The organism is Streptomyces sp. NBC_00249 (assembly GCF_026342355.1).
Classification (GTDB): Bacteria; Actinomycetota; Actinomycetes; order Streptomycetales; family Streptomycetaceae; genus Streptomyces.
In genome coordinates, this window is record NZ_JAPEMV010000002.1 from 1,017,479 (window position 1) to 1,043,819 (window position 26,341).

Sequence of the window (26,341 nt, forward strand, 5' to 3'; positions counted from 1 at the left end):
GGGCGGGACCGACAGCCGGTCCCGCCCCCGGAAAATCGGGCTGAGGGGCGGCCCGTACGCTCGACCGCATGACCGTTCTCACCAATGTCTTCGTCGGCCTGCACATCATCGGCATAGCCTCCCTCCTCGGCGGCTTCCTGACCCAGATGAAGGCGATGGGCGCGGGCACCGCCCGCTTCGTGCCCGCGATGCTGCACGGCGCGCTCACCATGCTCGTCACCGGGGTCCTGCTGGTCGGCTTCCGTGAGATGGGCGACGGCGCCCCGCTGAACCACGTCAAGATCGGTGTGAAGCTGGCGGTCCTCTTCGTGGTCCTCGCCCTCGTCTACGTCAAGCGCGACGAGGAGCGCGTCGACAAGGCCCTCTTCGGCGCGGTCGGAGGACTGACCGTGATCAATATCTTTATCGCCGTCCTCTGGCACTGAGCGGTCGGCTCCGGTCATCACCGGTCGGACAAGAGCAGTTCGGGCCAACTCGACATCCTCCCGTTACCTTCAGGTTTAGCGTCCTCCCCCAAGACCGACGGAAGGACGTGAGGCCCCCGTGGCCAGTCATCGAAAGCCCAGGCAGCGCCCGTTCTCCGGCGGCACCGTACGGACCGCCGCCACGCTCGCCCTCGCGGGCGCTGCCACCGCCACCGCCTTCGAAGGCACCTCCCAGGCCGAGCCCCAGCTCAGCCCCGCCCAGGTCAAGGCGGAGGTCGACCGGCTCTACGGGGAGGCCGAGGCGGCGACCGAGCGGTACAACGGGGCGAAGGAGAAGGCCGACGAGGCCGAGCGGGCGCTGACCGGCCTGCGCGACGAGACCGCCCGCAAGGCGGACCGCCTGAACACCGCCCGCGGCGCACTCGGATCGCTCGCCGCCGGCCAGTACCGCAGCGGGGGCCTGGGACCCGCCCTCCAGCTGGCCATGGCCACCGACCCGCAGGACTACCTCGACCGGGCCGCCCTCCTCACCCGGGCCGGCGACCGCACCGCCGCCGAGGTGTCCTCCGTACGCCGTGGCCTCGACGAACTCTCCGGGATGCGCGACAAGGCCGCCGGTCAGCTCGCGGACCTGCGCGCCCGCCAGGGCGAACTCGCCGAGCAGAAGGCGCTCATCGAGGGCAAGCTCGACACCGCCCAGCAGCTGCTCGCCCGGCTCACCGCCGAGGAGCGGGCGGCCTACGAGGCCCAGTCCGGCGGCGGCCCCGCCCCGGCCCCCGGTGCCGGCGCCGGCACCGGCCCCGCCGCCCCGCACGGCCGGCCCGCGCCGGCCCCGCCGCCGCCCGCCGACGGCTCCCGCGCCGCCCGCGCGGTGGCCTTCGCCCACGGGGCGATCGGTGCGCCGTACGTGTGGGGCGCGACGGGCCCCGGCTCCTTCGACTGCTCGGGGCTCACCCAGGCCGCCTGGCGCTCGGCCGGGGTGTCCCTGCCGCGCACCACCTACACCCAGATCAACGCCGGCCGGCGGGTCTCCCGGGACCAGCTGGCCCCCGGTGACCTGGTGTTCTTCTACTCCGGGGTGACCCACGTCGGCATGTACATCGGCAACGGCCAGATGATCCACGCCCCGCGCCCCGGCTCCACGGTCCGGGTGGCGCCGGTCGACTCGATGCCCTGGGCGGGCGCCTCCCGCCCGGCCTGAGCCGGCGCCAGGTCGTCTCTTCCGGAAGAGCCGGCCTACGGCGCCTTGACGGTCTTGGTGAGCCAGTCGAAGGTCTGCGGCAGCTGCTTCGACCAGGACTCGAGGTTGTGGCCGCCGGTGACCTTCTCCGCGTGCACCGTGGTCGGGGCCTGCGCGATGCCCTTGAGGTCGGTGCCGGACAGGTAGCCGTCGTGCTCGGCGCCCGACATCCACAGGGCGACGGCGGGCGGCGTGGGCGCGGTCTTGAGCAGGTGCTTCAGGTTGTGGGTGCGGCGCAGCTCCGGGTCCTGCGCGACCAGCGACGAGGGCTCCTGGCCGGGGTCGTTGTAGCCGGAGAGGGAGACGGCGGCGCTGTAGCGGTCGGGGTGCAGGACCGCCAGCTTGGCGGCGCAGTAGGCGCCGGCCGAGTAGCCGGCCACGCCCCAGGTGCGGGCCTCGTCGGAGGCCCGGAAGTTGTCGGTGACCATCTTGCGGACGTCGACGCTGAACCAGCTGTCCGCGTTGACCTTGCCGGTGATGTTGGCGCAGCCGGTGTCGGCGTTGCCGAGGAGCATGGCGCGCGGCGAGACCAGGATGAAGGGCGCCACCTTGCCCTCCTTCATCAGGGGCTCCAGCACCTCGTGCGCGTGCAGCCCCTGGAACCAGGACTTGCCCGTCCCCGGTATGCCGGGGATCAGCTCGACGACCGGGAACTTCTTGTCCTTGTAGGCCGGGTCGTCGTACTGCGGGGGCAGCCACACCATGACGTCGCCCTTGACCCCGGAGATCTTCCCGTCGAGTTCGGTCTTCTGGACCCGTCCGCCGAGCCCTTCGACGGGCTCGAACTTCTGCCGGACCTTGGGTTCTTCCCTGACCTGCTCGGCCTTCTTCCCGCCGAGCCCGTCCGGGCCGAGGTCGGGGGCGGCGGTGACGTACTTGCCGGTGCCGAACAGGTCGCCCCAGGAGGCGTAGAAGTTCATGTCCCGGTTGACCGCGACGAACACCAGGGCCACGGCCGTGACCTGCGCGAACACCAGCATCAGGCCGCGGGCGGCGACGCGTACGACGGCGGGGCCGCGCACCTTGCTCCACACGAGCAGGGGCAGGACGACGGCGATCGCGGTCAAGGCGACCGCCGTCGCGAAGAGGGGGGTCCCCGTCAGGCTCATCACGCCACCCAAGAGTCCGGGGCGCCCCCGTCCGGTTGCCCCCGGCCCCTGCGTCGTGGATCACACGGGCGGGCGCGCGCGGGAATCTCAGACCAGGCGGCGGGCGGTGGCCCAGCGGGTCAGTTCGTGGCGGTTGGAGAGCTGGAGCTTCCTGAGGACCGCCGAGACGTGCGATTCGACGGTCTTGACCGAGATGAACAGCTGCTTGGCGATCTCCTTGTACGCGTACCCGCGCGCGATCAGCCGCAGCACCTCGCGTTCGCGCTGGGTGAGCCGGTCGAGGTCCTCGTCCACCGGCGGGGCGTCCGTGGAGGCGAAGGCGTCGAGCACGAAGCCGGCCAGGCGCGGCGAGAACACCGCGTCCCCGTCCTGCACCCGGAACACGGAGTCCACCAGGTCGGTGCCGGTGATGGTCTTGGTGACGTAGCCGCGGGCGCCGCCCCGGATGACGCCGATGACGTCCTCGGCGGCGTCCGACACCGACAGGGCGAGGAAGCGCACCGGGTTCTCGACGGCGCCCATCAGCGGGGCGCAGCGGCGCAGCACCTCGACGCCGCCGCCGCCGGGCAGGTGCACGTCGAGGAGCACCACCTCGGGGCGGGTCGCGGTGATCACGGTGACGGCCTGGTCCACGTCGGCGGCCTCGCCGACGACCTCGACCCCGGTCCGCTCCGTCTCCCCGATCTCGGCCTGCACACCGGCGCGGAACATCCGGTGGTCGTCGACGAGCACCACCCGCACACGCCTGGCCTCGGTCCCGGTACCGGTCCCGGTACCGGTCACACCGTTGTCCTCGCTCATGCCGCCCTCTCCATCTCCAGCTCGACTACCGTGCCGCCCTCGGGCGCGGACCGCAGTACGGCGGTCCCGCCGTTGCGCTGCATCCGGCCGATGATCGATTCTCGTACGCCCATGCGGTCGTCCGGAACCGCGTCGAAGTCGAAGCCCGGTCCGCGGTCCCGTACGGACACGAACACCGTGGGTCCGTCGACCTCCGCGTACACCTGGACGGGTCCGCCCTCGCCACCGTACTTGGCGGCGTTGACCATCGCCTCGCGCGCGGCCTGGATCTGTGCTCCCAGCTTGTCGTCGAGGGGGCAGTCCCCGACGACGACCACCTCGATGGGGACTCCGTGGTGGTCCTCCACCTCGGCGGCGGACTTCTTCACCGCCTCCGCGAGGGTGGCGGGCTCCTCGGCCTCGTCCTTGCCGGTGCCCTCGGGCTTGTACAGCCAGTTGCGCAGTTCGCGTTCCTGGGCCCGCGCGAGGCGGCGCACCTCGCCGACGTCCTCGGCGTTGCGCTGGATCAGGGTGAGGGTGTGCAGGACCGAGTCGTGGACGTGGGCGGCGACCTCGGCGCGTTCCTGGGCGCGGATGCGCATGAGGCGCTCCTCGGAGAGGTCCTGGGTCATCCGGATCAGCCAGGGTCCGGCGAGCAGGGCGATCCCGACGAGGACGGCGAGGGTGGCGGTGAGGACGTTGCCGAGCTGGGCGGCGGAGCCCCGTACGACGATGAAGACGGTCAGGCCCACGCCGACGAGGAGGACTCCGGCGAGGGCCCGGACCACCTGGAAGAGGCGGCCGTGCTTGCCGGGGCCGGGCCGCCAGTGGGCGCGGCGGGCGTTGTCGGCCTGGCGCCAGACGAGGACGACGCCGGCGCCGACGAGCAGCGTGGGCCAGATGTAGCGGCCGTTCTCGCCTCCGACGCGCAGCTGGGAGACGAAGATGCCGACGCCGACGGCCAGCGCGATCAGCCCGGACACGGCGCCCTTGTCGGGTTTGCGCAGGCGCCGGGTGCCGTCGGTGAGGGTCTCGAAGAAGGAGTGGTGTCCGGTGCTGCCGCCCACGCCGAGCGGTACGAACACCCAGAACGCCGCGTAGAGCAGCACCCCCAGCCCGTCCCCGAACATGAACATGCCCAGGAAGGCGAGGCGGACCCAGAGCACGGGCAGCCCGAGGTGTCCGGCGAGGCCGCGCGCGACTCCGCCGAGCATCCGGCCGTCGGCGCTGCGGTAGAGCTTGCGCGTCGGGTGGTCGTCGGCGTCCGGTGCGTGCGGGCTGCGGGGAGCGGTGACTGCTGCGGGCATGACACCTAGGGTCACATGCGGGGGCGGGCCCGGACATCAGGGCGTTCCCCCAGTTCGGGCCGGGGGATATCAGGGTTGCGCCAGGGTCGGGCCGGGTGCCGCGCGGCCCGGCGGGCCGTCACCATGGACACATGACCGATGCACACGACGCCCCGCCGGTGGATCCGGGGGCACCCGCTCCGGAGGACGACCGTCCTCCCCTGCGCCGCAGCAAGCACGACAAGGTCCTCGCGGGCGTGTGCGGCGGTCTCGGCCGGTACTTCGACCTCGACCCGCTGGTGTTCCGGATCGTCCTCGGCGTGCTCGCCGTGACCGGCGGCGTCGGTCTGATCTTCTACGGCTTCGCGTGGCTGCTCCTGCCGCAGGACGGCGAGGAGGACAGCGAGGGCAAGAAGCTGCTGACGGGCCGCGTCGAGGGGGCGACCCTCGCGGCGGTGTTCGGCGCGCTCGTGGGCTGCGCCCTGTTCCTGACGATGATGGACAACGGGGTGATGGGCTTCTTCTCGGTCCTGGTCATCCTCGCGCTCGGCGGGGCCTCGTACTGGTCCCAGCGCCACCGTCACGCCGCCGCCCCCGAGGCCGGCTCCCCGGACCCGGAGCGGCCGGCCGCGCCCCGGCCGGCGCCGCCCGAGACCCAGGCCCCGCCCGTGCCCGGCAGCCCGTCCTGGTGGCGGGACCCGCTGGTGAAGGACGGTACGACCGGCCCGGTCGGCTCCACCGGCTACCTGTGGGGGCCGGACGACACGGCCGAGCCGGCGCGGGCGGCGCGGGGCGGGGGCCCGGCGAAGCGGCGTACGGGCGTACCGGCGGCCGTGCGGGGCGCGGGCATCGGCGGCCGGGTGTTCGTCCTGGCCTTCTTGGCGGGCGCGGGCTCGACGGCGGCGGTGTGGGAGGGCAGCAGCCTCTCGCACGCCCTCCAGATCGGCTTCGCGTCGGCGCTGGCGGTCTTCGGACTGGGGCTGGCGGTCAGCTCCGTGAAGGGCCGCACCGGTTTCGGCACGATCCTGCTGGCGCTGATCACGGCGGGCCTGCTCGCGGGGGCGGCGGTCCTGCCGCGCGAGATCTCCACGGACTGGCAGGACGTGAACTGGCGTCCGGCGGCGGTGGCCGACGTACGGCCCGTCTACACGGCGGGCACCGGGCTCGCCACCTTGGACCTGAGCCGCCTGGACGTGCCCAAGGGCACCATCGTGTCCGTCCGCGCCTCCATCGACGCGGGCCGGCTGAAGGTGGTCGTGCCCCGGGAGGTGACCGCGCGGGCCGACATCTCGATCCGCGTGGGCGACATCCAGCTGCCGGGCGACCGCGGCGGCCAGGTCCGGATCAAGGACGGCGGGGAGACCCGCCGGGCGGACCTGCCGCCCACCCCCGGCACCGAGGCCGGCGGGACGATCGAGCTGCGTCTGGAAGCGGGCGTGGGACAGGTGGAGGTGGACCGTGCGGTTTCATGAGTTCCAGCCGGGACGGCTGCTGGCGGGCCTGATCCTGGTCACGGCGGGCGTGCTGTACCTGCTCGACGCGAGCGGGCAGGCCGACCTGCCGTGGTTCCTCGTGGTCCCGATGGCCGTGGGCGGCCTGTGCCTGTCCGCCGTCGTCGGGATGACGACCTACGCCGTACGGCGCGACCGCCGGGACGTCAGCGACGCGTCGGGCGAGCGCCGCAGCAGCGAGTCCAACGACAGGTAGGGCGCCCCGGCGAGGATCAGCGGGGTCCAGGCCATCAGGTAGATCAGGTCGTTGCCGTAGTAGTACGGGGTGACCGCCCAGGAGACCGTGAGCCACAGGCTGAGCGAGATCAGCGCTCCGCCGGTGGCCGCGATCCGGGTCAGCAGTCCGGCGAGGGCGCCGAGGCCCACCAGGATCTCGCCGATCGCCAGGCAGACGGCGAAGCCGACGGGTGCCTTCAGGGCCAGGTCGACCAGGGCGGGGATCGCGGAGGTGTCGCGCACTCCGCGCATCAGCTCGCCGATGGAGCCGTTGCCGGTGGCGGACAGGAACGCGGAGTCGGTCAGCTTGTCGAGACCCGCGTAGACGAAGGTCACGCCGAGGAAGATCCGCAAGGGGAGCAGTGCGTACCGGGCGGCCTGGGCGCGCTTCCCGGCGAGGGCGTCAGTTCGGGTCACGCCCCATGCATACCCCGTTCACTCGGCCACGTCGATGCCGTAGCGGTTGGATTCCACTCCTGCGGCGGTCACCACCTGGATCTCGGTGCGGCCCGGCTCGACCTCCGCGGGCACCGGTACGGTCAGCACCGCGTCCGACGGGTTGCTGAACCCGCCCGCCACCGGCACCAGCGGCACGTGGACGTGCACCGCCCCGATCCGCACCACCAGCCGGGCCAGCATCTCCGGGGTCTGCGCCCCGGGCGGTACGAAGCCCACGCCCCGGATCTCGATGTCGTCCCCCGGCCGGACGGCCGCGTCCAGGTCGCCCGGTTCCCTGCGGCGGACCACCGACAGCACGAGGGGCCGGCTGCCCTCGGCGTACTTCGCCGCCAGGTAGACCACCGCCGACAGCGCCACGAGCAGCGCGAGCGACCACGGCAGCCGCGGCAGCCGGTCGGGGAAGCGGGCCAGCGACACCGCCGCGAAGGCCAGCACCACCGTCGAGACCAGCACGTACTGGGCGTCGGTGAAGCTCCCCCGGCCCGCGTCGTCGGTCAGCAGGTCGGCCCCCGAGGGGCGGTCCGCCGGGAGCTTCTGCAGCCGCTGCCCCATGATGCGTACGGTGACCACCCGGCGCACCAGCACCGCCACGCCCGAGGTCAGCCCGAGCACGGCCAGCAGCGGCAGCGCCCGGCCGAGCGCCAGCCCGGCGTAGAGGGCGTCGCGCTCAGGCCCGGGCGAGGAGGCCGCGAGCCGCAGCGCGGGCAGCAGCGCGGCGAAGGCCACGAGGACCAGCCAGGCCGCCGGGACGGCCTTGGAGGTGGACAGCCGGTTGTCCTCGCCGACCAGCGGGGCCAGCAGCCCGCCGCGCAGCGTCTGCGCGCGGGCGGCCATCGTGAGCAGCCCGGCCAGCACCACGGCGGCCAGCAGCCCGGCGGTGCGGGTGGTGGACCAGCCGGTGCCGAGCGCGGTGCCCACCTGGACGACCAGCAGCACCCCGGCGGCGATCCACAGGGCGAGGACGGCCCGCCGCGACAGCAGGTACAGCCAGGAGTGCCCGGCCTCCCGGCCCCGGTCGGCGACCGTGCGGGCGGACAGGGTCAGCTCGTCGGAGACCCACTGGCGGGAGGCGCCGTGCGAGTGGGCGACGGCGGACGGTACGCCCTGGCCGGCGGCGAACTCGTCGCGTCTCTCCAGGAAGGCGGCGACCGCCCGGCGATGGCCCTCCCGGGCTCCGTGGGGGCAGTCGTCGCAGGTGCAGGCGCCGCCGTGGGTACTTCGGGGGATCTCTTGGACAGCCACGTGCGTGCCGCCTCTCTGAACTCCGGTGCAATGCCAGCGAATTGTGCACCACTGCGGCAGTGCTCCGGATTGCGCACGATGTCAGAGCAGGTGATTAACCGTTCATGATGTTGACGCCACCCCCGGCGCGGCCTCCGGCGAGGTCCCCGGCACCGGCCCCGGCGCGGCCTCCGACGGCGCCCCCGGCGCGACCCCGGACGGAGCCCCCAGGACCGCATCCCGCAGCGGCTGGTAGCTCACCCACGCGGCCAGGTCCGACCCGAACCGCTCGCGCACCGCCACCGCCGCCCGGTGCTCGACCGGCACCGGCTTCCCGGCCGCCCGCGCGAGCAGCTGCGTCCGCGCCGCCCGCTCCGCCGCGTGGAACCACCACAGGGCCGCCTCCACCGAGTCCCCCACCGTCAGCAGCCCGCGCCCCCGCAGGATCAGCGCCTTGTACGGGCCCAGCGCGACCGCGATCCGCCCCGGGTCCCCGTCGCCCACGAACTCGTCCAGCAGCGCGTGGTCCTCGTAGAAGGCGCAGGCCTCCTCGGTGACCGGGGCCAGCAGCTCGCCGAGGCAGGCCAGCGCCGTGCCGTACGGCCCCTGCGCGCGCACCACCGCCACCAGCCCGGGGCGCTGCCGGTGGACGGCCGCGTGCACGCCGAAGGCCAGCTGGTTGACCCGGCGCTCCCCCTGGAGCACCCGCCCCTCCCCGTCAACGAGCAGCAGGTCGGCCGCGGTCAGCCCGCCCGCCGCCCGCCCGAAGGGGTTCACCCAGTAGCAGTCCGCGAACTCCGGGTCCCGTACGGAGACCAGGGCGCCCACCCCGTCCTCGTAGCCGAGCCGCCCCAGCAGCCGCAGCGCTTCGGCGAGGCGCTCCTTGCGGTGCGCGCGCGCCTGCCCGGCGGTGGCGAACACCGGCGGCATCTCGAAGCGCAGCCGCTCCACGGGCACGGGTGCGGGTCGCTCGGCCATGGCCCTCCCTCAAGGTCACCGGTTCGCGGCGCAAGGTACCGGCGGCCGGGCGAAGAGGCCATAGACGCGGCGAAGCCGCCGCTCCCTCGGGGAACGGCGGCTCCGTCACGTACGTACGTACGGCGTGCGGGTGGGGACTACTCCCACTCGATGGTGCCCGGCGGCTTGCTCGTGCAGTCCAGGACCACACGGTTCACGTCCGGCACCTCGTTGGTGATGCGGGTCGAGATCTTCGCGAGCACCTCGTACGGCATGCGCGTCCAGTCCGCGGTCATCGCGTCCTCGGAGGAGACGGGGCGCAGCACGATCGGGTGGCCGTAGGTACGGCCGTCGCCCTGGACGCCGACGCTGCGGACGTCCGCGAGCAGGACGACCGGGCACTGCCAGATCTCCCGGTCCAGGCCGGCCGCGGTCAGCTCGTGGCGGGCGATGGCGTCGGCCTCGCGCAGCAGGTCCAGGCGCTCCTTGGTGACCTCGCCGACGATGCGGATGCCCAGGCCCGGGCCCGGGAAGGGCTGGCGCTGGACGATCTCCTCGGGCAGGCCGAGCTCCTGGCCGACCATCCGGACCTCGTCCTTGAACAGCTGGCGCAGCGGCTCGACGAGCTCGAACTCGATGTCGTCGGGGAGGCCGCCCACGTTGTGGTGCGACTTGATGTTGGCGGTGCCGGTGCCCCCGCCGGACTCGACGACGTCCGGGTACAGGGTGCCCTGGACGAGGAAGGCGACCGCGGGGCCGTCCTCCTGGAGGATCTCCAGCTGCGCCTGCTCGAAGACGCGGATGAACTCACGGCCGATGATCTTGCGCTTGGTCTCCGGGTCGGAGACCCCGGCCAGCGCGTCCAGGAAGCGCTCCTGGGCGTCGACGACCTTCAGCTGCACGCCGGTGGCGGCGACGAAGTCCTTCTCGACCTGCTCGGTCTCGCCCTTGCGCATCAGGCCGTGGTCGACGTACACGCAGGTCAGCTGGGAGCCGATGGCCTTCTGGACGAGGGCCGCGGCGACCGCGGAGTCCACGCCGCCGGACAGGCCGCAGATGGCGCGCTTGTCGCCGACCTGCTCGCGGATGGCCGCGACCTGCTCCTCGACGATGTTGCCGGTGGTCCAGGTGGGGGCGAGGCCCGCGCCGCGGTAGAGGAAGTGCTCCAGGATCTGCTGGCCGTGCGTGGAGTGCATGACCTCGGGGTGGTACTGGACCCCGTACAGCTTCTTCTCGTCGTTCTCGAAGGCCGCGACCGGGACGACGTCCGTCGACGCGGTGACGGTGAAGCCCTCGGGGGCGGCGGAGCAGGCGTCGCCGTGGGACATCCACACCGACTGCTGGTCGGGGGTGCCCTCGAAGAGGGTGGAGCCGGCCTTGGAGACGGCCAGCGGGGTGCGGCCGTACTCGCGGGCGCCGGTGTTGTCGACGGTGCCGCCGAGGGTCACGGCCATCAGCTGGAAGCCGTAGCACATGCCGAAGACGGGGATCCCGGCCTCGAAGAGCGAGCGGTCCAGCTGCGGGGCGTTCTCCTCGTACACGGAGGAAGGACCGCCGGAGAGGATGATCGCCTTGGGGTTCTTGGCCAGCATCTCGGCCACGGGCATCGTGCTGGGGACGATCTCGCTGTAGACCCGGGCCTCACGGACGCGGCGGGCGATGAGCTGGGCGTACTGCGCGCCGAAGTCGACAACGAGGACGACGTCCGGTGCGGCGGAGGGTGCTACTGGCACGGGGCGGCCTTCCGGCGGAAAGAGGGTGTTGTGTTGTCGATTCTAACGGGGGACGGGTACCCGCCTTCGTCTCACCATCCGAACCGGCTTGGCCGGGAGGGGGACGGAAGGTCATAATCCGTCTCATGCGCAAGCAGCTGAGCTTCCTCTTTACCTATGGCACCGGCCGGTCCGGTCGCCATGGGTCCTCGTGATGCTCGCTTGAGCCACTGATTTCCCGGAGCGCCCCGGTCCGACAGGACCGGGGCGCTCCTGCGTTTCCCGCTCCTGTCGGCCACGAACCCACAGGAGAACCCCATGAGCACGACCACCACCACCGCCGCCGTCTCCCCCGAGCAGCTGATCGCCGGATCCCGGGAGCGGATCGACGCCCTCGACGACCGGATCATCGGGCTGATCCAGGAGCGGATGGCCGTCTCCGCCGTCATCCAGGAGGCCCGGATCACCTCGGGCGGGCGGCGGGTGCACCTCTCGCGCGAGATGGAGGTCCTCGCGCACTGGAGCGACGCCCTCGGCAAGCCCGGCACCACGCTCGCGATGACCCTGCTCGAGCTGTGCCGCGGGCGCGTCTGAGGCCTGGGCGCCCGTTCGTCACCCGTCCGGACCGTGACCGGCCCGCGGGAGGCTTCGTTGGGGGGATTGTCCGTGCCAGCCAGGCGCGGATCCGCACCACCACGCGTGGCTCCGCGGGAGCGATGAGACGTGACGCCCGACGGCGCGCGTCGTGGGACCTCGCTCCCTCGTACGACCGGACGGCAGGGGACAGCAGCCCGGTCACCCAAAAAACGGCCGGCCCGGGGGACGCCCCGGGCCGGCCGTTCTGCTGTGCTGCCGTTCTCCGTCCGCTACGCCGCTACGCCGCCCCGCGCGTCCGGCGCCGGAAGGCCAGGTACAGCGCACCGCCCGCCGCCACCAGCGCGGCCCCGGCGCCGCCGACGAGCAGCGCGGTGCTCCCGGTGGAGGCCAGCCGGCCGCCGCCGCTGCCCGTCGAGGAGCCGCCGTTCGGGGTGGCGCCGCCGCTGGGCGTCGTGCTCGGCGAGGGCGAGGCCGTCGCGGAGCCGCTCGGGGTGGGGGTGGCGCCCGTGGGGCCCGGGGTCGGGGTGACGGGGCGGGTGGGGTTCGCCACGAGCAGGCCCAGGTTGTTCACCAGGACCGGGTCGAAGGCGTGCCGCTGGGGCGCGCCCTGCGGGCCGGGGGCGCCGACCGTGACCGCGCCCTTGGCGTCCGGGACCACCTTGTCGATGCGCAGCTCGAAGGGGAACTCGATCCGCTCCGACTCCAGCACCGAGCGGCCCGTGGCGCAGAGGTAGCGGGAGGTGTCCCCGGTGGTGGCGGGGCGGCAGGCGGCAGGCGCCTTCGTCGCCGTCACGCCCTTCGGGAGCAGGACCTCGGCGACGGCCGCGGGGGCCTCGGAGCGGGGGTCGTACACCCAGGCCGGGCCGAGGTTGCGTACGGCGACGGCGGCCTTGACGGTGGTTCCGGCCTTGCCCTTGACGGACAGGACGTCGGCCGCGAAGTCGGCGGTGTTGCGCACCGCGAAGTCGAAGGTGCGCCGGTTGTCGGCCGGGTTGAGGTCCGGGCCGCGCAGGGCGGGGGTGAGCTCCGCCGCGCGCTTGCGGGCGGTCAGCTTGCGGCCGTCGGCCGGCTTCTTGTTCTCGGCGGACCCGCCGGGCGTGGCCTGGCCGGACTGGCCCGACTGGCCGGACTCGGCGGTCTTGGACTCCTCCGGGGTCGCGGCGCCCGCATTCGGGCGGGAGCCGGCGCCCGGGTAGATCCCGTAGCCGAGCTGCTCGGTGAGGGCGTGCCCGGTCGCCTTGAGGTGCAGGGGGCTGTCACCGGCGAGTTCGTAGCTCGACTTCGCCTCGAAATCGCCCTCGACGGTGCAGACCGCCTTGGTCGAGGTGCGGCCGGCGCGGTAGACGCAGTTGTCGTACCGCTCCACGAACTCCATGCCGCGGGTGGCCTCCAGCTCCAGGACCACGCCCTTCGCCGGCTGTGTGCCGTTGTTCCTGAACGCGAGGGGCAGGGGCTGGCTCTCGCCCGGATTCGGGTCGCGCTTGAGGTTCATCGCCCCCATGACCAGGTCGGGGCCGCCGACCTGGATGGCGGTGGCGACCGGCCGGACGGTGGCGCCGGGGGCCGTGCCGGTCACGGTGATCTGTCCGGCGGCTCCGTCCGCAGCGCCGGCGGCGGCGAACGCCTCCAGGTCGATGCCGGGGGCGGCGCCCTGGCGGGGGCCCTTGTCCGTGCAGACGAGGGTGGTGGGGGTGGGGGTCGTGCACCTGTTCGCGGTCGCGGCGCCGTTCGCGGTGGCGGCGGCCTTCTCCCGTACGGTCGCCACCCCCGCGATCCTGGCGAGGTCGACGGTGAAGGTGAACTCTCCCTCGAAGGCGACGGAGCTCGCGGCCGGTCGCTCCAGCCGGTAGGCCAGTGCCACCGTCTGCGGGGAGCCCGTGGCCGGGTGCGGCGTCAGGGCGATGGGGGCAGGTCCGGCCAGGGAGAACACTGGTTCCGTGGGGCCGGTGGCGTGGGCCGGGCCGGCGGTCAGCCCGGCGGCCGCGAGACCACAGGCGGCGGCCAGCAGGGGGATGCGCTGTCTCATGCGTCCTTGACCGCCGGACCGCCGCGACAGTTGCACGGGGCACCATGTGACCGACACCACAGCCCCGGGCAAAGGATTCCGGTACAACCTTCTCCGGCGACCGCCAGTCCACTCATGTACCGCGGTGAGTACCGCGCTCGGAGGGGGAGCGCGGTGCTCACCGGGGTCATGGCCCCGGGGTCAGTGATCGGACTCCGGTTGCCTCGGCGGCACGGGCGGCACCGCCAGGAACGGCAGCCGCAGCGCGCCGAAGGCCTCCTTCGGGACCGCCGGCCGGTTCGGCTCCACCGCCGCGAGGCGCGCGTACGCCGCCCCCTGCTCGGGCCGCGTGTCCGCCTCTCCCTTGTTGGGCCAGTACGACATCGCCCGCTCGGCCTGCGCCGTGATCGTCAGCGACGGGTTGACCCCGAGGTTCGCGGACACCGCCGAGCCGTCGACCACCGAGATGCCCGGGTACCCGTAGAGCCGGTGGTACGGGTCCACGACCCCCTCCGCCGGTGAGGCGCCGATGGGGCAGCCGCCGAGGAAGTGGGCGGTCAGCGGGGTGCCCATCAGCTCGCCGATGTTGCTGCCGGGGAAGCCGTTGATCTCCTCGGCCAGCAGCGTCGCCGCGCGCGTGGCCTCGGCGATCTGCACCGGGTTGGGGGCGCCGTGGCCCTGGCGGGCGGTGAGCAGGCCCTTCCCGGGGCCGCCCGGTCTGCGGTAGGTCGTCAGGGAGTTGTCCAGGGACTGCATGACGAGCCCGATGATGGTCCGCTCCGACCAGCGCCGGTTGGACAGGGAGCGCGCCAGCTGGAGGGGGTGGCGGGCGGTGCGGGTGAACCAGGCCCGTACCCGGTGCGCGCTGTAGGGCACCTGGAGGATCGTCATGAACCCCATGGCGTTGGAGCCCTTGCCGTAGCGGACCGGCTCGATGTGGGTGTCGGCGTCGGGGTGGACCGAGGAGGTGATGGCCACGCCCTTGGTGAAGTCGGCGCGGGCCTGGGCGCCGTGGCGCCTGCGGTAGCGGCGGTCGTCGGTCTGGGCGCCGACCAGGCCCTCGGAGTTGGTCCGGGTCAGCTCGCCGAGCCGGTCCGAGAGGCGGGACAGTTCGCCCCGGTCCTTCATGGTGTGCAGCAGGGTCTGGGTGCCGTACGTGCCCGCCGCGACGACGACGTACCGGGCGCGCAGCACCTTCGCCCGGCCCGTGCGGCGGTGGTCGGTGGGGACGGTGCGGACGCGGTAGCCGCCCTCGGGGTGTTCGGCGAGCGCGGTGACGGTGGTCATGGGGTGGATGACGGCGCCCGCCCGTTCGGCGAGGTGCAGGTAGTTCTCGTTCAGGGTGTTCTTCGCGCCGTGCCGGCAGCCGGTCATGCACTCGCCGCACTCGGTGCAGGCCTTGCGGGAGGGGCCGGCGCCGCCGAAGTACGGGTCGGCGGCCTCCTGCCCGGGCCGGAGGCGGGGCTGGCCTTCGGCGTCGTCGCCGTCGCCGAAGAAGACTCCGACGGGGGCCATGTGGAAGGAGTCGCCGACGCCCATCTTCTCGGCGGCCGCCTTGAGGTGGACGTCGGAGGGGGTCAGCGTCGGGTTGAGCCGGACGCCGAGCATCCGCTTGGCCTGGTCGTAGTACGGGGCGAGTTCGTCCCGCCAGTCGGTGATCGACGCCCACTGCCGGTCCTCGAAGAAGGCGGTGGGCGGCACGTAGAGGGTGTTGGCGTAGTTGAGCGAGCCGCCGCCCACCCCGGCGCCCGCGAGCACCATCACGTTGCCGAGGAGGTGGATGCGCTGGATCCCGTACAGCCCGAGGGCGGGCGCCCACAGGTAGTTGCGCAGGTCCCAGCTGTTCCTGGGCAGGCTGTCGCGGGTGAAGCGGCGCCCTGCCTCCAGGACGCCGACCCGGTAGCCCTTCTCGGTGAGCCGCAGTGCCGAGACCGACCCTCCGAAGCCCGATCCGATGACGATGACGTCGTAGTCGTACGACACTGCGTGTGCCTCCCGGTCGGTCGTGTCTAGGTCACAGCACTAGCGGAACCGCAGTGCCTTCAGGACCTTGAGGCTGCGGGTCATGAACTCGGCGTACTTCGCGTCGTCCATGCCCAGCGAGGGCGCCATCGGCAGCAGCCGCTGGTGGGCGACGGTCTGTGCCTCGGTGTATTTGAGGATGCCCTCGGAGCCGTGCCGGCGGCCGAGGCCGGACTCCTTCATGCCGCCCATGGGGGCCTGGGCGCTGCCGTAGGCGGGGGCGTAGCCGTCGTTGATGTTGACGGTGCCGGTGCGCAGGCGTGCGGCGACGGAGTGGCCCCGGCGGGCGTCCTTGGTCCAGACGCTGGAGTTGAGGCCGTAGGGGGTGGCGTTGGCCAGGGCGACGGCCTCGTCCTCGTCTGTGAAGCGGTAGACGGACACGACCGGGCCGAAGGTCTCCTCGGCGCAGACGGCCATCGGGGCCTCGACCCCGTCGAGGATGGTGGGCTCGTAGAAGAGCGGGCCGATGTCGGGGCGGGCCACGCCCCCGGCGACGAGGGTGGCGCCCTTGGCGACGGCCTCGTCGACGTGCCGCTGTACGGTCTCCAGCTGGCGGGTCCCGACGAGGGAGCCCATGTCGGCCCCGTACGCGAGGGAGTTGCCGAGCCGCATGGCCTTGGTGCGGGCGGCGAAGCGCTCGACGAAGGCGTCGGCGACCGAGGCGTGCACGTAGAGCCGCTCGATGGAGATGCACAGCTGGCCGGCGGAGGAGAAGCAGGCGCGGACGGCTCCGGCGGCGGCCTTCTCCACGTCGGCGTCGGCGAGGACGAGCATGGCGTTCTTGCCGCCGAGTTCGAGGGAGACGCCGACCAGGCGGGCGGCCGCGCCCTGGGCGACCTCGCGGCCGGTGCGGGTGGAGCCGGTGAAGGAGACGTAGTCGGCGTGCCGGACCACCTCGGGGCCGACGACGGGGCCCTCGCCGAGGACGATCTGGAAGACCTCGGCGGGCAGTCCGGCCTCGATGAGCAGGTCGCGGGCCCACAGGGCGGTCAGCGCGGTCTCCGTGTCGGGCTTCATGACGACGGCGTTGCCGGAGACGAAGGCGGGCAGGGCGTCGCCGACGGAGAGTTCGAGGGGGTAGTTCCAGGGGGCGATCTGGCCGACGACCCCGCGCGGCTGGCGCAGTTCGGTGACCTTGGTGAGGGTGGGCATGGCGCCCGTGTGGCCCTTGGGGCGCAGGTAGGCGGGTGCCTTGCGGCCGTAGTGGCGGGCCGCGACGGCGACGGCCTGGACCTCTTCGTGGGCGTGCAGGCGGGCCTTGCCCGTCTCCAGCTGGATGAGGTCGAGGACCTCGGCCTGCCGGGCGAGCACCAGGTCGTGGAAGCGCAGCAGCACGGCCGCGCGGCGGCGTACGGGGACGGCGGCCCAGGCGGTCTGGGCGGCGCGGGCCTTCGCGAAGGCGGCGGCCACGTCCTCGGGACCGGCCTCGGGGAGCTCCGCCAGCTTCTCCCCGGTGAAGGGGGTGTGGTTGGCGGTCCGGCCGGAGCCGATCACTCCGCGGGTCAGCCGGGCGACCAGCCCGGAGGTGACCACGTCGGCGGCGCTGCGGGCACCGGCCGGGGCCGGGGCGACCGGGTTGGTGGGCTGCGGTACGGCGCGGAGAGGGGCGGCGGGGGCCTGCGAGTCCGTCATGGCGGTGAGCGTATTCCGCCCGGAAGCCTTTGGGTACCCGTGGGTAACCGGATTTTGCCAAATCTGCCAGCGATTGCTGGCGCGATCGTGCGACCGGCGTGGCTCAGTTCTTGCGCGGCGGGGGCGCCCAGCCGCTGAGCACCGTGTCGAACTGCTGGCGGATCCGGCTCCACTCCCCCGCCGGCCCCGACATGTACACCGCGTACTCGGCGCCGTCCGGGCCGATGTACATCTGGTCGATGGCCCGGCGAGGCCCGGGGTGGGACACCTTCTCCGTCCAGCTGAACTCCCACAGACCGCTCAGGGGGGTGTCCCGGAAGGTGTTCGGGCGCAGGATCTCCCGCTTGTACTCCATCCGCTCCTTGACCTGCTTCTCCAGGTCCAGGAGGTGCGCGTACGGGTCCTTGTGGTCCGGGGTCGGGTCGACGGCGATCCGGATCAGGTGCTTGCCGTTGTCCGGGGTGTAGTCGATCTGGTTGCCGTCCATCTGGCGGTTCCAGCCCTCCGGGACGAACAGCGTGAAGCCCGCCGGGTCCACGACCCGCTTCCAGCCGGCGGGCACCGCCGTACCGGGCTTGGTGTCGCCGCCCGGGGTCGGCTTGTCGCTGACACCGGCCGGCTTGTCCGCGGAGCCGCCGCCCTCGTCCTTGCCGTCCAGGTACGTCAGTACGCCGAACACCCCGCCGCCGCCGAGCAGCGCCGCGACGAGCGCCACGGCGGCGGCCCGCTTGAGCCGCCCCGGCGGCCGCCCGGCCGGGGCCGGCGCGGACTCGGGCAGGGCGGTGGTCGCGCCGGACGCGGGGGCGGGCGCGGGCGTGGGCGTGGGCTCGGGCTCGACGGGGGCCCGCTCCTCGGCGCTCACCGCGCGCGTGGGCACGTACGCCTGCGCCGCCTTCGGCTCGCGGCCCTCCATCGCCTCGATCAGCATCCGCTCGGCCTCGGCGGCCGACGGCCGCTCCGCCGGGTCCTTGCGCAGCAGCGCGGTGATGACCGGTCCGAGGGCGCCGGACTGGCGCGGGACCGGCGGCTCGTCGTTGACGACGGCCTGGAGGCTGGAGATCGGCGAGGTCCGCCGGAACGGCGAGCGCGCCTCGACGGCCGTGTAGAGGGTGGCGCCGAGCGACCACAGGTCGGAGGAGGGGTCGGGGGCGCCGCCCGTGACCCGTTCCGGGGCCAGGTAGTCGATGGAGCCGACGAGTTCGCCGGTGCGGGTGATCGACGAGTCGCCCTCGATCGCGGCGATGCCGAAGTCGGTGAGCAGCACCCGGCCGTCCTTGGCCAGCAGCACGTTGCCCGGCTTCACGTCCCGGTGCAGGACACCGACCGCGTGCGCGGCGCGCAGGGCGCCCAGGACGTGCAGGCCGATCCGCGCCGCCTCACGGGGCTCGATCCGCCCGGCCGCCTTCGCGGCCTCCGCGAGGGAGGGGCCGTCGATGTACTCCATGACGATCCACGGCCGGTCGTCGTGCTCCAGCACGTCGTGGACGGTGACCACCGCGGGATGCTGGATGCGGGCCGCGGCCCGCGCCTCCTTCTGCGTACGGGCGTGCAGGACGTCCCGGTCGGCCTGGGCGACGTACAACCCCGCCGTCAGCTCCTTGACCGCGACCGTTCTGTGCAGCAGCTCGTCGTGCGCGCGCCACACCTTGCCCATGCCGCCGCTGCCGATGGGCTCGACGAGCCTGTAACGGCCCGCGAGCACCGCGCCCGCGCCTGTCTGCTGTTCCACGAAATCCCGCCGCTCTGTGCACTCCCGGTCAGATTACGGAGCCCGCGGCCGAAGCCGGAACCACGCGGGGCCGCAACGACCGCACTGTGACGCAATCGCCGTAATGACTGCCCGTCAGCCACCCGCCTTGTAACTCGCCGTGGCCTTCTCGAAGACGTCGGTCACCTTGTCCGTCTCGTCCTTCGGGCCGGTCACCATCACCACGTGGTAGGTGCCGCCGAGCGCCACGACGAAGTTACGGGCGAGGACGCTGCGGCCCGTCGAGTCGATCCACGTGTAGCGGCCGGTGACGCGGAGCTGGCCGGCGACCGTGGTGCTCTTGACGTCGCCCGACTCGGCCCAGGTCGAGTTGCGCCACGGCGAGAGCTCCGGCTCCTTGTCCTGCTGGTAGCCCTTCGGGTCCGGGTTGCCCTCGACGCGGTCCCGGCCCGGGACCACGACCAGGGTGAACTGGCCCTGCGTGTAGCGGACCTGGCCCGCCTCGTTGATGCCCCGGCGGTCCCAGCCCTTGGGGACGGCGATCGTGAAGTGCTCCGGGTCCCGCTCCAGGGTGTAGCCCTCGGGGGCCGGGCCCGGGACGTCGGTCTGCGGGGCGGGCTTGGACTGCGGGGTGCCGGACGGGGGCGGGGCCGTGGTCCGGTCGGGGGGCTTCGGGGCCGCGGCGGTCGGCCCGCTCGGGCTCTCCGCGGCCGTGGGCTGCTGGCCCTGGTCCCGGGTGTCGGCCGCGCGCGGCATGAACAGCACCGCGTACGCCACCGCCGCCGCGAGCACGGCCAGCACCCCGACCAGCAGGGTCCGGCCGAGGGAGCGGGGCTTGCGGGGCGCGGCCGGGTTGCGGTGCCGGCCGTGCAGGTCGCCGCGGCGGCGTACGACGGGCAGCCGGGCGGGATCGGGCTCCGGCAGCGGGAGCGCCGCGAAGTCCCCGTCGGGCTCGGGCGCGGAGCGCACCAGCGAACGGAGCCAGCCGCGGAGCTCCTCGAAGTCGGGCCGCTCGGTCGGGTCCTGGCGCAGCAGGGACTCCACCACCGGGCGCAGCGGGCCGCACTCCTCGGCGAAGGCGGGGGGCTCGGCGCAGACCATCTCGACGAGCTCCGCCACGCTGTCCTCGGGGTACGGGGCGTGGCCCTGGACGGCGCGGTAGAGCAGGGCGCCGAGCGCCCACAGGTCGGTGGCCGGGCCGACCGGCGGCGCGAGCTGCCAGTGGCCGTGGACGGGGCCGGCGGCCTGCTCGGGGGCCCAGCGCTCGGTGACGGCCCCGACGACGGCCATCCGGGTCTGCCGGGCCCGCTCGGCGTCGAGTCCGGTACGGGGGCCACTGCCGACGCTCCAGCCGTCGGAGCCCCAGGCGTCGGCGGGCCGGCGGTCGGCGGTCGGGCGGTCGGCGGTCCAGGCGTCGATGGTCCGGCGGTCGGTGGTCCCGCCGGCGGTGCTTCGGCCGTCCGGCGGGGCCGGGGCTCGGGGCGGGGCGGGAGCCGGGGCCTGCGCGCGGGCCTGCGGCAGGGCGGGGGCCGGGGGCGGGGTGTGCGGCGGGGGGTCGGCCTGGTGGTAGCCCTGCGGGAGGGCCAGCTGCGCGGGCAGCACGGGGCGGGCCGGCGCGGACGGGGCCGGCTCGGGGCGGGGCCGCGCGTGCGGATACGGCGGGCCGGGGTGGGGGTCCGGCTCCGGGGCCGGGTCCCCGTGCGGGCCCTGCTGTGCGTGCGGGTCCGGGTCCGGCTGCGGCTCCCGGTGCTGGTCCGGCTGTCCCTGCGGGTCCGGGTCCCCGTGCGGGTCCTGCTGTGCGTCCGGCTCCGGCTCCGGCTCCGGCTCCGGCTGGGGTTCGGACGGGCGGCGGGGGGCGGCCCCGTGCCAGGGCGTGCCGGCGGCGGTGTCCGGTCCGCCGTACGGGAAGGCGTACTCCTGCGGGAGGTTGGCCCCGGTCGGCGGCAGCTGCGGCACCACCACCGGCCCGCGCTCCTGCGCCACCTTGGCGGTGGCGGCCCTGGTCCCGGCCCGGTACGCGGCGACGGTCCTGGCGCGCGCGGTGGCCTCCGCCTCGGCCCGGTCCGTCGCGGGCTGCCGGGGCGGCGGGAGTTCGGCCGGCCCGGCGGAGGGCTCGGCGGGGGACTCGGCGGGCTCCGGGACGATGTGGTCCGCGTAGCGCGGCCCGGTCGGCCCGGTGTCGTACCCCGGTGTCACGAGCGGCGCGTACACGGGCGCGGGCGTCGGCGCGGGCGCCCGCTCCCAGCCGAGCGGGGCGGGCTCCGGCTCGGGCTCGCCGGGGTCGTCGAACTGCTGCGGCGGCACGGGGTCGTACCCGCAGAGGGCTTCCTCGGCGGCGCCCGCGGCCAGCCCGGTCAGGACGACCCGGCCGTCATCGCATATCAACACCGTCCGGACGGTGATGTTCCCGTGTGTCCAGCCGTGCGCGTGCAACACCCGCAGGGCCGTCAGGACGTCGGAGGCCACCTCCGCCGCCCGGTAGGGGCTCAGCGGTTCGTCGGCGATCAGTGCGGCCAGCGGCCTGGCGGGGACGAGTTCGCTCACTATCCACAGTGAACCGCCCTCCGCGAACACGTCGAAGACCTGGTCGAGGCGCGGGTGGTCCGGTACGGACGCGGCGGCCTGCGCGGCCGCGATCGCCCTGCGCACGGCGGGCAGTTCCGCGGCCGGGCGCCCGGCGCCCGACGCCGCCCCGCGGGTCCCGTCCAGCAGCTCCGCGTCCACGACCTCCGGCAACGGCACCTGCCGTACCAGGACTTCCTGCCCGCTGCGGGTGTCGAAGGCCCGGGTCTCGATCAGCTCGTACTCGTCGGACGGGGGCAGCGGCAGACGGTAGCGCTCGGCCAGGATCCGGCCCGCGTAGTCCTCCACATCGCCTCCCCCGAGTGCGGCGGGCCCCCCATGGCCCCGCTACACGATACGACGCCCGGGGCGCGCGTGCCCCGGCCTTGGGAGGACCGTCAGCCCAACGACTGGAAGGTCTGGAACGCCGTGTTGCGCAGCTGCGTGCATTCGGGGCCGTCCCACTGGTCGGCGGGGCAGCTGATCATGATCGCGTAACCGTGCTTGGCGTCCGCCTTGAAGCCGCGGTTGAGCACCCGGACCTTGATGCCCTGCTGCTCCCGCTCGAACTCCCAGTCCGCGACGGTCGGGTAGCCGCGGTAGTCCACCGAGTCGATGCGTATGAGGCGGTAGCCCTTGCTGCTGGCGGCCACGCTCGGCGCGAGTTCGGCCCAGGCGGCGCGGGCGTCCTCGCCCGGGGTCTCGGTGAAGTCGACCTGGACGCGGGGGAAGCCGTCGTCGCGGGTGTATATCGCGCCGGAGTTCTTGCCGGCGGTGCCCGTCTGGTGGAAGCCCTCGGGCATCGCCATCGAGAAGCGGTACCGGAGGTCCGTCACCGTGCTGTACCCGGCGGGCAGTGCGCTGCCGGGGCCGCCACCCGGGCTGGCCCCCTGGCCCTGGCTCTGGCCCTGGGTCTGGCCGCCCTGGGACTGGCCGGGATCGGGGCTCGGGGACGTGCCGCCGCCGGACGCGGACGGGGTGGGGGTGGCACTGGGCGAGGAACCGGCGCTCGCGGCCGGCGAGTTGCCCGGGGCGACGGCGGAGGGGGAACGCCCTGCGGACGCGGACGGGCCGGGGCCGCCCTTGCCCTGGTCCTTGCCGCCCTTGTCCTTGTCGTCACCGTTGACCATGTACGCGATCAGCGAGCCGAGCACCGCGAGGGCCACGACCACGCCGGCTATCGCGAGCACGATGGTGCGGCGCGGCATCACGTCGGTGAGGGGTGCCACGGGCGCGGAGGGCCGCGCCGGCGGGGCCTCGGCGGAGGACGCGGCCGCGGTGGCCGCGGCGGCGGCCGCCGCCTTGCGGGCCGACTTCAGGGCGGCGCGGGTCCGCTCGCGCTGTTCGCGCTCGCGCCGCTCGCGTTCCTTCTTCGCCGCCTTCTCGGCGGCCTTCTCCGCCTCGGCCTCGGCCTTCGTCAGCGAGATGGGCCGGGTCTCCTCCACCGCCGGGACGGGCACGGGGGCGGGCGTCGGCTCGGGCTCGGGGGCGTTGACCACGGCGGTGAGCATCATCCGGGCGCGGTCGTCGTCGATGCGGTGGGCGGGGTCCTTGACCAGCAGGCCGTAGATGACCTCGGTCAGCGGTCCGGCGTTCTTCGGCGGGTCCACCGGCTCGGTCATCACCGCGGTGAGGGTGGCGAGCGCGGAACCCTTGTCGTACGGGGGCACCCCTTCGACGGCGGCGTACAGCAGACCGCCGAGGGACCACATGTCGGCGGGCGGGCCGGGTTTCTGGCCGCGTGCGCGCTCGGGGGAGATGTAGGAGGGGGCGCCGACGAGCATGCCGGTGGAGGTGATGGAGGGGTCGCCCTCGACCTGCGCGATGCCGAAGTCGGTGAGGACGACGCGGCCGCTGCCGGCGATGAGCACGTTGGACGGCTTCACGTCGCGGTGCAGGATCCCCTGGCGGTGCGCGGCACGCAGCACGTCGAGCACGGCGAGGCCGACCTCGGCGGCGCGGCGCGGGGTGAGCGGGCCGTTCTCCCGGACGAACTCGGCGAGCGAGGGGCCCTCGATGAGCTCCATGACGATCCACGGCCGGGCGTCCTCGTCGACCACGTCGAAGACGGTGACGGCACCTTCGCTGCGGATCCGTGCGATGGCCTTGGCCTCGCGGAGGGTACGGGTGATCAGTCGGCGCTTCTCGTCCTCGTCGACGCCGCTACCGAAGCGGAGTTCCTTGACGGCGACCGTCCGGCCGAGGACCTCGTCCTCGGCGCGCCACACGGTGCCCATGCCGCCCTTGCCGAGCACGGCCCCGAGCCGGTACCGCCCGGCGAGCAGCCGCCCGGTCTCCTTGCCGTCCACGCCCTTCCGCTTCGCGGCGGGCTTCGCGTCCTCAGGCGCCGCCTCCGCCGGTACGGCCTTACCGGCCCCGGCCGCAGGCTTCGACCCCGCCGGGTCCTGCGCGGCAGACGCACGGTCAGCAGGCACGGCCTTCGCCGCAGCAGACTTCGAACCGTCGGCAGGCTCCGCGTCCTCAGGCTCCACCGCGGCCTCGGCGGCAGCGGGCACAGCCTTGGCCCCTGCGGGCTTCGCTCCGTCAGCAGTCGCCGCCGTGGCGCCCCGCTTGGACGCGGGCTCGGACTTGCCGCCCCGGGATGCGGGCTTCGGGTCCGCAGCCGAGGGATCGGACTCCTCCGCGGCCGCCGGCTTCGTGTCCTCGGGGACAACGGCCTCGGCGGGCGCGGCCCGCTCCGTGCCCGGCCCGGGTTCCGCCTGCGGCGCCGCAGGCGAACCGGCAGGCGACCCGGCGGCCCGAGACTTCGGTACGGGCATAGCCTCGGCGGTGAGTTCCGCCTCCGGCGACCCCGCCGGGGACGCGGTGGTGCCCGCGCCCTCCGGCTTCGCCGCAGGCGCCCCCGCAGGGGACTCCGTGTGCTCCGGCTTCGACATGCGTCCCCTCTGCGATCGTGCAGCCTGCCCCGGCTGCCCCGGCAGCCGCCGGGGGGCACGGTAACCCACCCCGGCAGAAACCTCATTGTTGCTCACTCCGCATCGGACGGAAGCCCCGGGTCCGACGGTTCCCCCTTCCGCATTGCGGAGTTACAACGGGACGATGTCGGGGGCCCCGAGCCGCGCCGCGTCCGCCGTCTGGTCGTCCGGCTGGCGTTGGGACTCGCGTTCGGCCTGGACCCGCTTCTCGTAGTGCTCGACCTCCTTCTCGATCTGCTGCTTGTCCCACCCCAGCACCGGAGCCATCAGTTCCGCGCATTCCCGCGCCGACCGCGTCCCCCGGTCGAAGGTCTCGATGGAGATCCGGGTCCGCCGCGTCAGCACGTCGTCGAGGTGTCGCGCCCCCTCGTGCGAGGCGGCGTAGACGATCTCGGCGCGCAGGTAGTCGTCCGCACCGGACAGCGGCTCCCCCAGCCCCGGATCGGCCGCGATCAGGTCGAGCAGCTCCTCCGTCAGCGATCCGAACCGGTTCAACAGGTGCTCCACCCGCACCACATGGAGGCCGCTGCGGGCGGCGATCCGGGCCCGGCCGTTCCACAGGGCCCGGTATCCCTCCGCGCCCACCAGCGGGACGTCCTCCGTCACGCACGCCGCGACCCGCTGGTCCAGCCCGTGCACCGCCTCGTCGACCGCGTCCTTGGCCATGACCCGGTACGTCGTGTACTTGCCGCCCGCCACGACCACCAGCCCCGGCACCGGGTGGGCCACGGTGTGCTCGCGCGAGAGCTTGCTCGTCGCGTCCGACTCCCCGGCCAGCAGCGGCCGCAGGCCCGCGTAGACGCCTTGGACGTCGTCGCGCGTCAGCGGTACGGCCAGTACCGAGTTCACGTGTTCGAGCAGGTAGTCGATGTCGGCGCTGGAGGCCGCCGGGTGCGCCTTGTCGAGGTCCCAGTCGGTGTCGGTGGTCCCGACGATCCAGTGCCGGCCCCACGGGATCACGAACAGCACGGACTTCTCGGTGCGCAGGATCAGCCCGGTGCTGGAGTGGATCCGGTCCTTGGGGACGACCAGGTGGATGCCCTTGGAGGCCCGTACGTGGAACTGTCCGCGCTCCCCGATCAGGGCCTGGGTGTCGTCCGTCCACACCCCCGTCGCGTTCACGACCTGCTTCGCGCGGATCTCGTACTCGCCCCCGCCCTCCACGTCGCGCACGCGCGCGCCGACCACCCGCTCGCCCTCGCGCAGGAAGCCGACCACCCTCGCCCGGTTGGCGCAGTGCGCCCCGTACGCGGAGGCCGTGCGCACCAGGGTGGCGACGTAACGGGCGTCGTCCATCTGGGCGTCGTAGTACTGCAGGGCGCCGACCAGCGCGTCCTTGCGCAGCGCCGGGGCGATCCGCAGGGCCCGTTTGCGCGAGAGGTGCCGGTGGGTGGGCAGGCCGCGCCCGTGGCCGCTGGAGACGGACATCGCGTCGTACAGGGCCACGCCCGAGCCGGCGTAGAACCGCTCCCAGCCCTTGTGCTGGAGCGGGTACAGGAAGGGCACCGGCTTCACGAGGTGGGGTGCGAGCCGCTCCAGGAGCAGTCCGCGCTCCTTGAGCGCCTCCCGTACGAGGGCGAAGTCGAGCATTTCCAGGTACCGCAGGCCGCCGTGGATGAGCTTGCTGGAGCGGCTGGAGGTTCCCGACGCCCAGTCACGCGCCTCGACCAGGCCGGTCGACAGGCCTCTGGTCACGGCGTCGAGGGCGGTCCCCGCGCCGACCACGCCGGCGCCGACGACCAGCACGTCCAGTTCCCGTTCGGCCATCCGGGCGAGGGCCTCGGCCCGTTGCGCCGGTCCCAGTGTCGCTGTCCTCACGGCTGCCTCCCGTTGGTGCGGGCCGAACCCGCTCGATGCGGGTGATCGGTGATCCCGCTCACATCTCCCGTTTCATGATTCTGACCGGCCGCACCGACATGGGCCACCGCCTGTGGACAACACAACGGTAGCCACCACCCCACAA

Annotated in this window: 19 protein-coding genes; 5 read left to right on the forward strand and 14 right to left on the reverse strand. The window is 73.8% G+C overall.

Annotated elements, in window-relative coordinates:
- The first annotated feature begins 68 nt into the window (after positions 1-68).
- Positions 69-425, forward strand: coding sequence for a hypothetical protein (locus OOK31_RS13480; RefSeq protein WP_267012695.1), 357 nt, complete (start codon positions 69-71; stop codon positions 423-425).
- 118 nt (positions 426-543) lie between these two features.
- Positions 544-1,626, forward strand: a complete 1,083-nt coding sequence (locus OOK31_RS13485) for a C40 family peptidase (protein ID WP_267012696.1) — start codon at positions 544-546, stop codon at positions 1,624-1,626.
- A gap of 35 nt (positions 1,627-1,661) precedes the next feature.
- Here the strand turns inward: OOK31_RS13485 and OOK31_RS13490 are convergent, their stop codons facing one another.
- The 3 genes from OOK31_RS13490 to OOK31_RS13500 all read right to left on the reverse strand — a co-directional run bounded on the left by OOK31_RS13490 (position 1,662) and on the right by OOK31_RS13500 (position 4,861).
- The gene (locus OOK31_RS13490) at positions 1,662-2,774 is read right to left on the reverse strand and encodes an esterase family protein (protein WP_267012697.1); all 1,113 of its coding nucleotides are present in this window, start codon (positions 2,772-2,774) and stop codon (positions 1,662-1,664) included.
- Between the two features lie 87 nt (positions 2,775-2,861).
- A complete protein-coding gene (locus OOK31_RS13495) occupies positions 2,862-3,575 on the reverse strand; it encodes a response regulator transcription factor (RefSeq protein ID WP_267012698.1) in 714 nt (237 codons plus the stop codon).
- Positions 3,572-4,861, reverse strand: coding sequence for an ATP-binding protein (locus OOK31_RS13500; protein WP_267012699.1), 1,290 nt, complete (start codon positions 4,859-4,861; stop codon positions 3,572-3,574). Before OOK31_RS13500 ends, OOK31_RS13495 begins: the two co-directional genes overlap by 4 nt.
- Positions 4,862-4,992: 131 nt before the next feature.
- On the opposite strand from OOK31_RS13500, the gene OOK31_RS13505 reads away from it, so the two are divergent.
- The gene (locus OOK31_RS13505; RefSeq protein WP_267012700.1) at positions 4,993-6,312 is read left to right on the forward strand and encodes a PspC domain-containing protein; all 1,320 of its coding nucleotides are present in this window, start codon (positions 4,993-4,995) and stop codon (positions 6,310-6,312) included.
- A complete protein-coding gene (locus OOK31_RS13510; protein WP_267012701.1) occupies positions 6,299-6,547 on the forward strand; it encodes a hypothetical protein in 249 nt (82 codons plus the stop codon). Before OOK31_RS13505 ends, OOK31_RS13510 begins: the two co-directional genes overlap by 14 nt.
- On the opposite strand, the gene OOK31_RS13515 is transcribed toward OOK31_RS13510, so the two are convergent.
- From OOK31_RS13515 to guaA, 4 genes are all read right to left on the reverse strand, one after another.
- Positions 6,469-6,984, reverse strand: a complete 516-nt coding sequence (locus tag OOK31_RS13515) for a TQO small subunit DoxD (protein ID WP_267012702.1) — start codon at positions 6,982-6,984, stop codon at positions 6,469-6,471. The genes OOK31_RS13510 and OOK31_RS13515 overlap by 79 nt on opposite strands.
- Positions 6,985-7,002: 18 nt before the next feature.
- The gene (locus tag OOK31_RS13520) at positions 7,003-8,268 is read right to left on the reverse strand and encodes a hypothetical protein (protein WP_267012703.1); all 1,266 of its coding nucleotides are present in this window, start codon (positions 8,266-8,268) and stop codon (positions 7,003-7,005) included.
- Positions 8,269-8,370: 102 nt separating this feature from the next.
- The gene (locus OOK31_RS13525) at positions 8,371-9,225 is read right to left on the reverse strand and encodes a class II aldolase/adducin family protein (protein ID WP_267012704.1); all 855 of its coding nucleotides are present in this window, start codon (positions 9,223-9,225) and stop codon (positions 8,371-8,373) included.
- Positions 9,226-9,362: 137 nt separating this feature from the next.
- Positions 9,363-10,937, reverse strand: a complete 1,575-nt coding sequence (guaA, locus tag OOK31_RS13530; protein WP_267012705.1) for a glutamine-hydrolyzing GMP synthase — start codon at positions 10,935-10,937, stop codon at positions 9,363-9,365.
- A gap of 297 nt (positions 10,938-11,234) precedes the next feature.
- Between guaA and OOK31_RS13535 the strand changes: the two genes are divergently transcribed.
- On the forward strand, positions 11,235-11,510 hold the full coding sequence (locus tag OOK31_RS13535) for a chorismate mutase (protein ID WP_267012706.1): 276 nt from the start codon (positions 11,235-11,237) through the stop codon (positions 11,508-11,510).
- Between the two features lie 280 nt (positions 11,511-11,790).
- Here the strand turns inward: OOK31_RS13535 and OOK31_RS13540 are convergent, their stop codons facing one another.
- The 7 genes from OOK31_RS13540 to OOK31_RS13570 form a co-directional block, all read right to left on the reverse strand.
- Positions 11,791-13,539 carry a hypothetical protein gene (locus OOK31_RS13540; RefSeq protein WP_267012707.1) on the reverse strand — a complete coding sequence of 583 codons (1,749 nt, stop codon included), beginning with the start codon at positions 13,537-13,539 and terminating at the stop codon, positions 11,791-11,793.
- 180 nt (positions 13,540-13,719) lie between these two features.
- Positions 13,720-15,501, reverse strand: coding sequence for a GMC oxidoreductase (locus OOK31_RS13545; protein ID WP_267012708.1), 1,782 nt, complete (start codon positions 15,499-15,501; stop codon positions 13,720-13,722).
- A gap of 39 nt (positions 15,502-15,540) precedes the next feature.
- Positions 15,541-17,172 (reverse strand): succinic semialdehyde dehydrogenase, encoded by a 1,632-nt coding sequence (locus OOK31_RS13550; RefSeq protein ID WP_267012709.1) that lies wholly within the window; start codon positions 17,170-17,172, stop codon positions 15,541-15,543.
- A 103-nt stretch (positions 17,173-17,275) separates the two neighbouring features.
- Positions 17,276-18,901 carry a serine/threonine-protein kinase gene (locus OOK31_RS13555; RefSeq protein WP_267012710.1) on the reverse strand — a complete coding sequence of 542 codons (1,626 nt, stop codon included), beginning with the start codon at positions 18,899-18,901 and terminating at the stop codon, positions 17,276-17,278.
- Positions 18,902-19,015: 114 nt separating this feature from the next.
- Positions 19,016-21,751, reverse strand: coding sequence for a serine/threonine protein kinase (locus OOK31_RS13560; protein WP_267012711.1), 2,736 nt, complete (start codon positions 21,749-21,751; stop codon positions 19,016-19,018).
- An 89-nt stretch (positions 21,752-21,840) separates the two neighbouring features.
- Entirely contained in the window at positions 21,841-24,339 is a 2,499-nt protein-coding gene (locus tag OOK31_RS13565; RefSeq protein WP_267012712.1) for a serine/threonine protein kinase, read from the reverse strand.
- A gap of 150 nt (positions 24,340-24,489) precedes the next feature.
- Positions 24,490-26,196 carry a glycerol-3-phosphate dehydrogenase/oxidase gene (locus OOK31_RS13570; RefSeq protein ID WP_267012713.1) on the reverse strand — a complete coding sequence of 569 codons (1,707 nt, stop codon included), beginning with the start codon at positions 26,194-26,196 and terminating at the stop codon, positions 24,490-24,492.
- Positions 26,197-26,341 lie beyond the last annotated feature (145 nt).

Coding starts and splice junctions, on each gene's coding strand:
- OOK31_RS13480 (WP_267012695.1), top strand. CDS start 69: ATGACCGTTCTCACCAATGTCTTCGTCGGCCTGCACATCATCGGCATA.
- OOK31_RS13490 (WP_267012697.1), bottom strand. CDS start 2,774: ATGAGCCTGACGGGGACCCCCCTCTTCGCGACGGCGGTCGCCTTGACC.
- OOK31_RS13495 (WP_267012698.1), bottom strand. CDS start 3,575: ATGAGCGAGGACAACGGTGTGACCGGTACCGGGACCGGTACCGGGACC.
- OOK31_RS13500 (WP_267012699.1), bottom strand. CDS start 4,861: ATGCCCGCAGCAGTCACCGCTCCCCGCAGCCCGCACGCACCGGACGCC.
- OOK31_RS13505 (WP_267012700.1), top strand. CDS start 4,993: ATGACCGATGCACACGACGCCCCGCCGGTGGATCCGGGGGCACCCGCT.
- OOK31_RS13525 (WP_267012704.1), bottom strand. CDS start 9,225: ATGGCCGAGCGACCCGCACCCGTGCCCGTGGAGCGGCTGCGCTTCGAG.
- OOK31_RS13535 (WP_267012706.1), top strand. CDS start 11,235: ATGAGCACGACCACCACCACCGCCGCCGTCTCCCCCGAGCAGCTGATC.
- OOK31_RS13540 (WP_267012707.1), bottom strand. CDS start 13,539: ATGAGACAGCGCATCCCCCTGCTGGCCGCCGCCTGTGGTCTCGCGGCC.
- OOK31_RS13550 (WP_267012709.1), bottom strand. CDS start 17,172: ATGACGGACTCGCAGGCCCCCGCCGCCCCTCTCCGCGCCGTACCGCAG.
- OOK31_RS13565 (WP_267012712.1), bottom strand. CDS start 24,339: ATGTCGAAGCCGGAGCACACGGAGTCCCCTGCGGGGGCGCCTGCGGCG.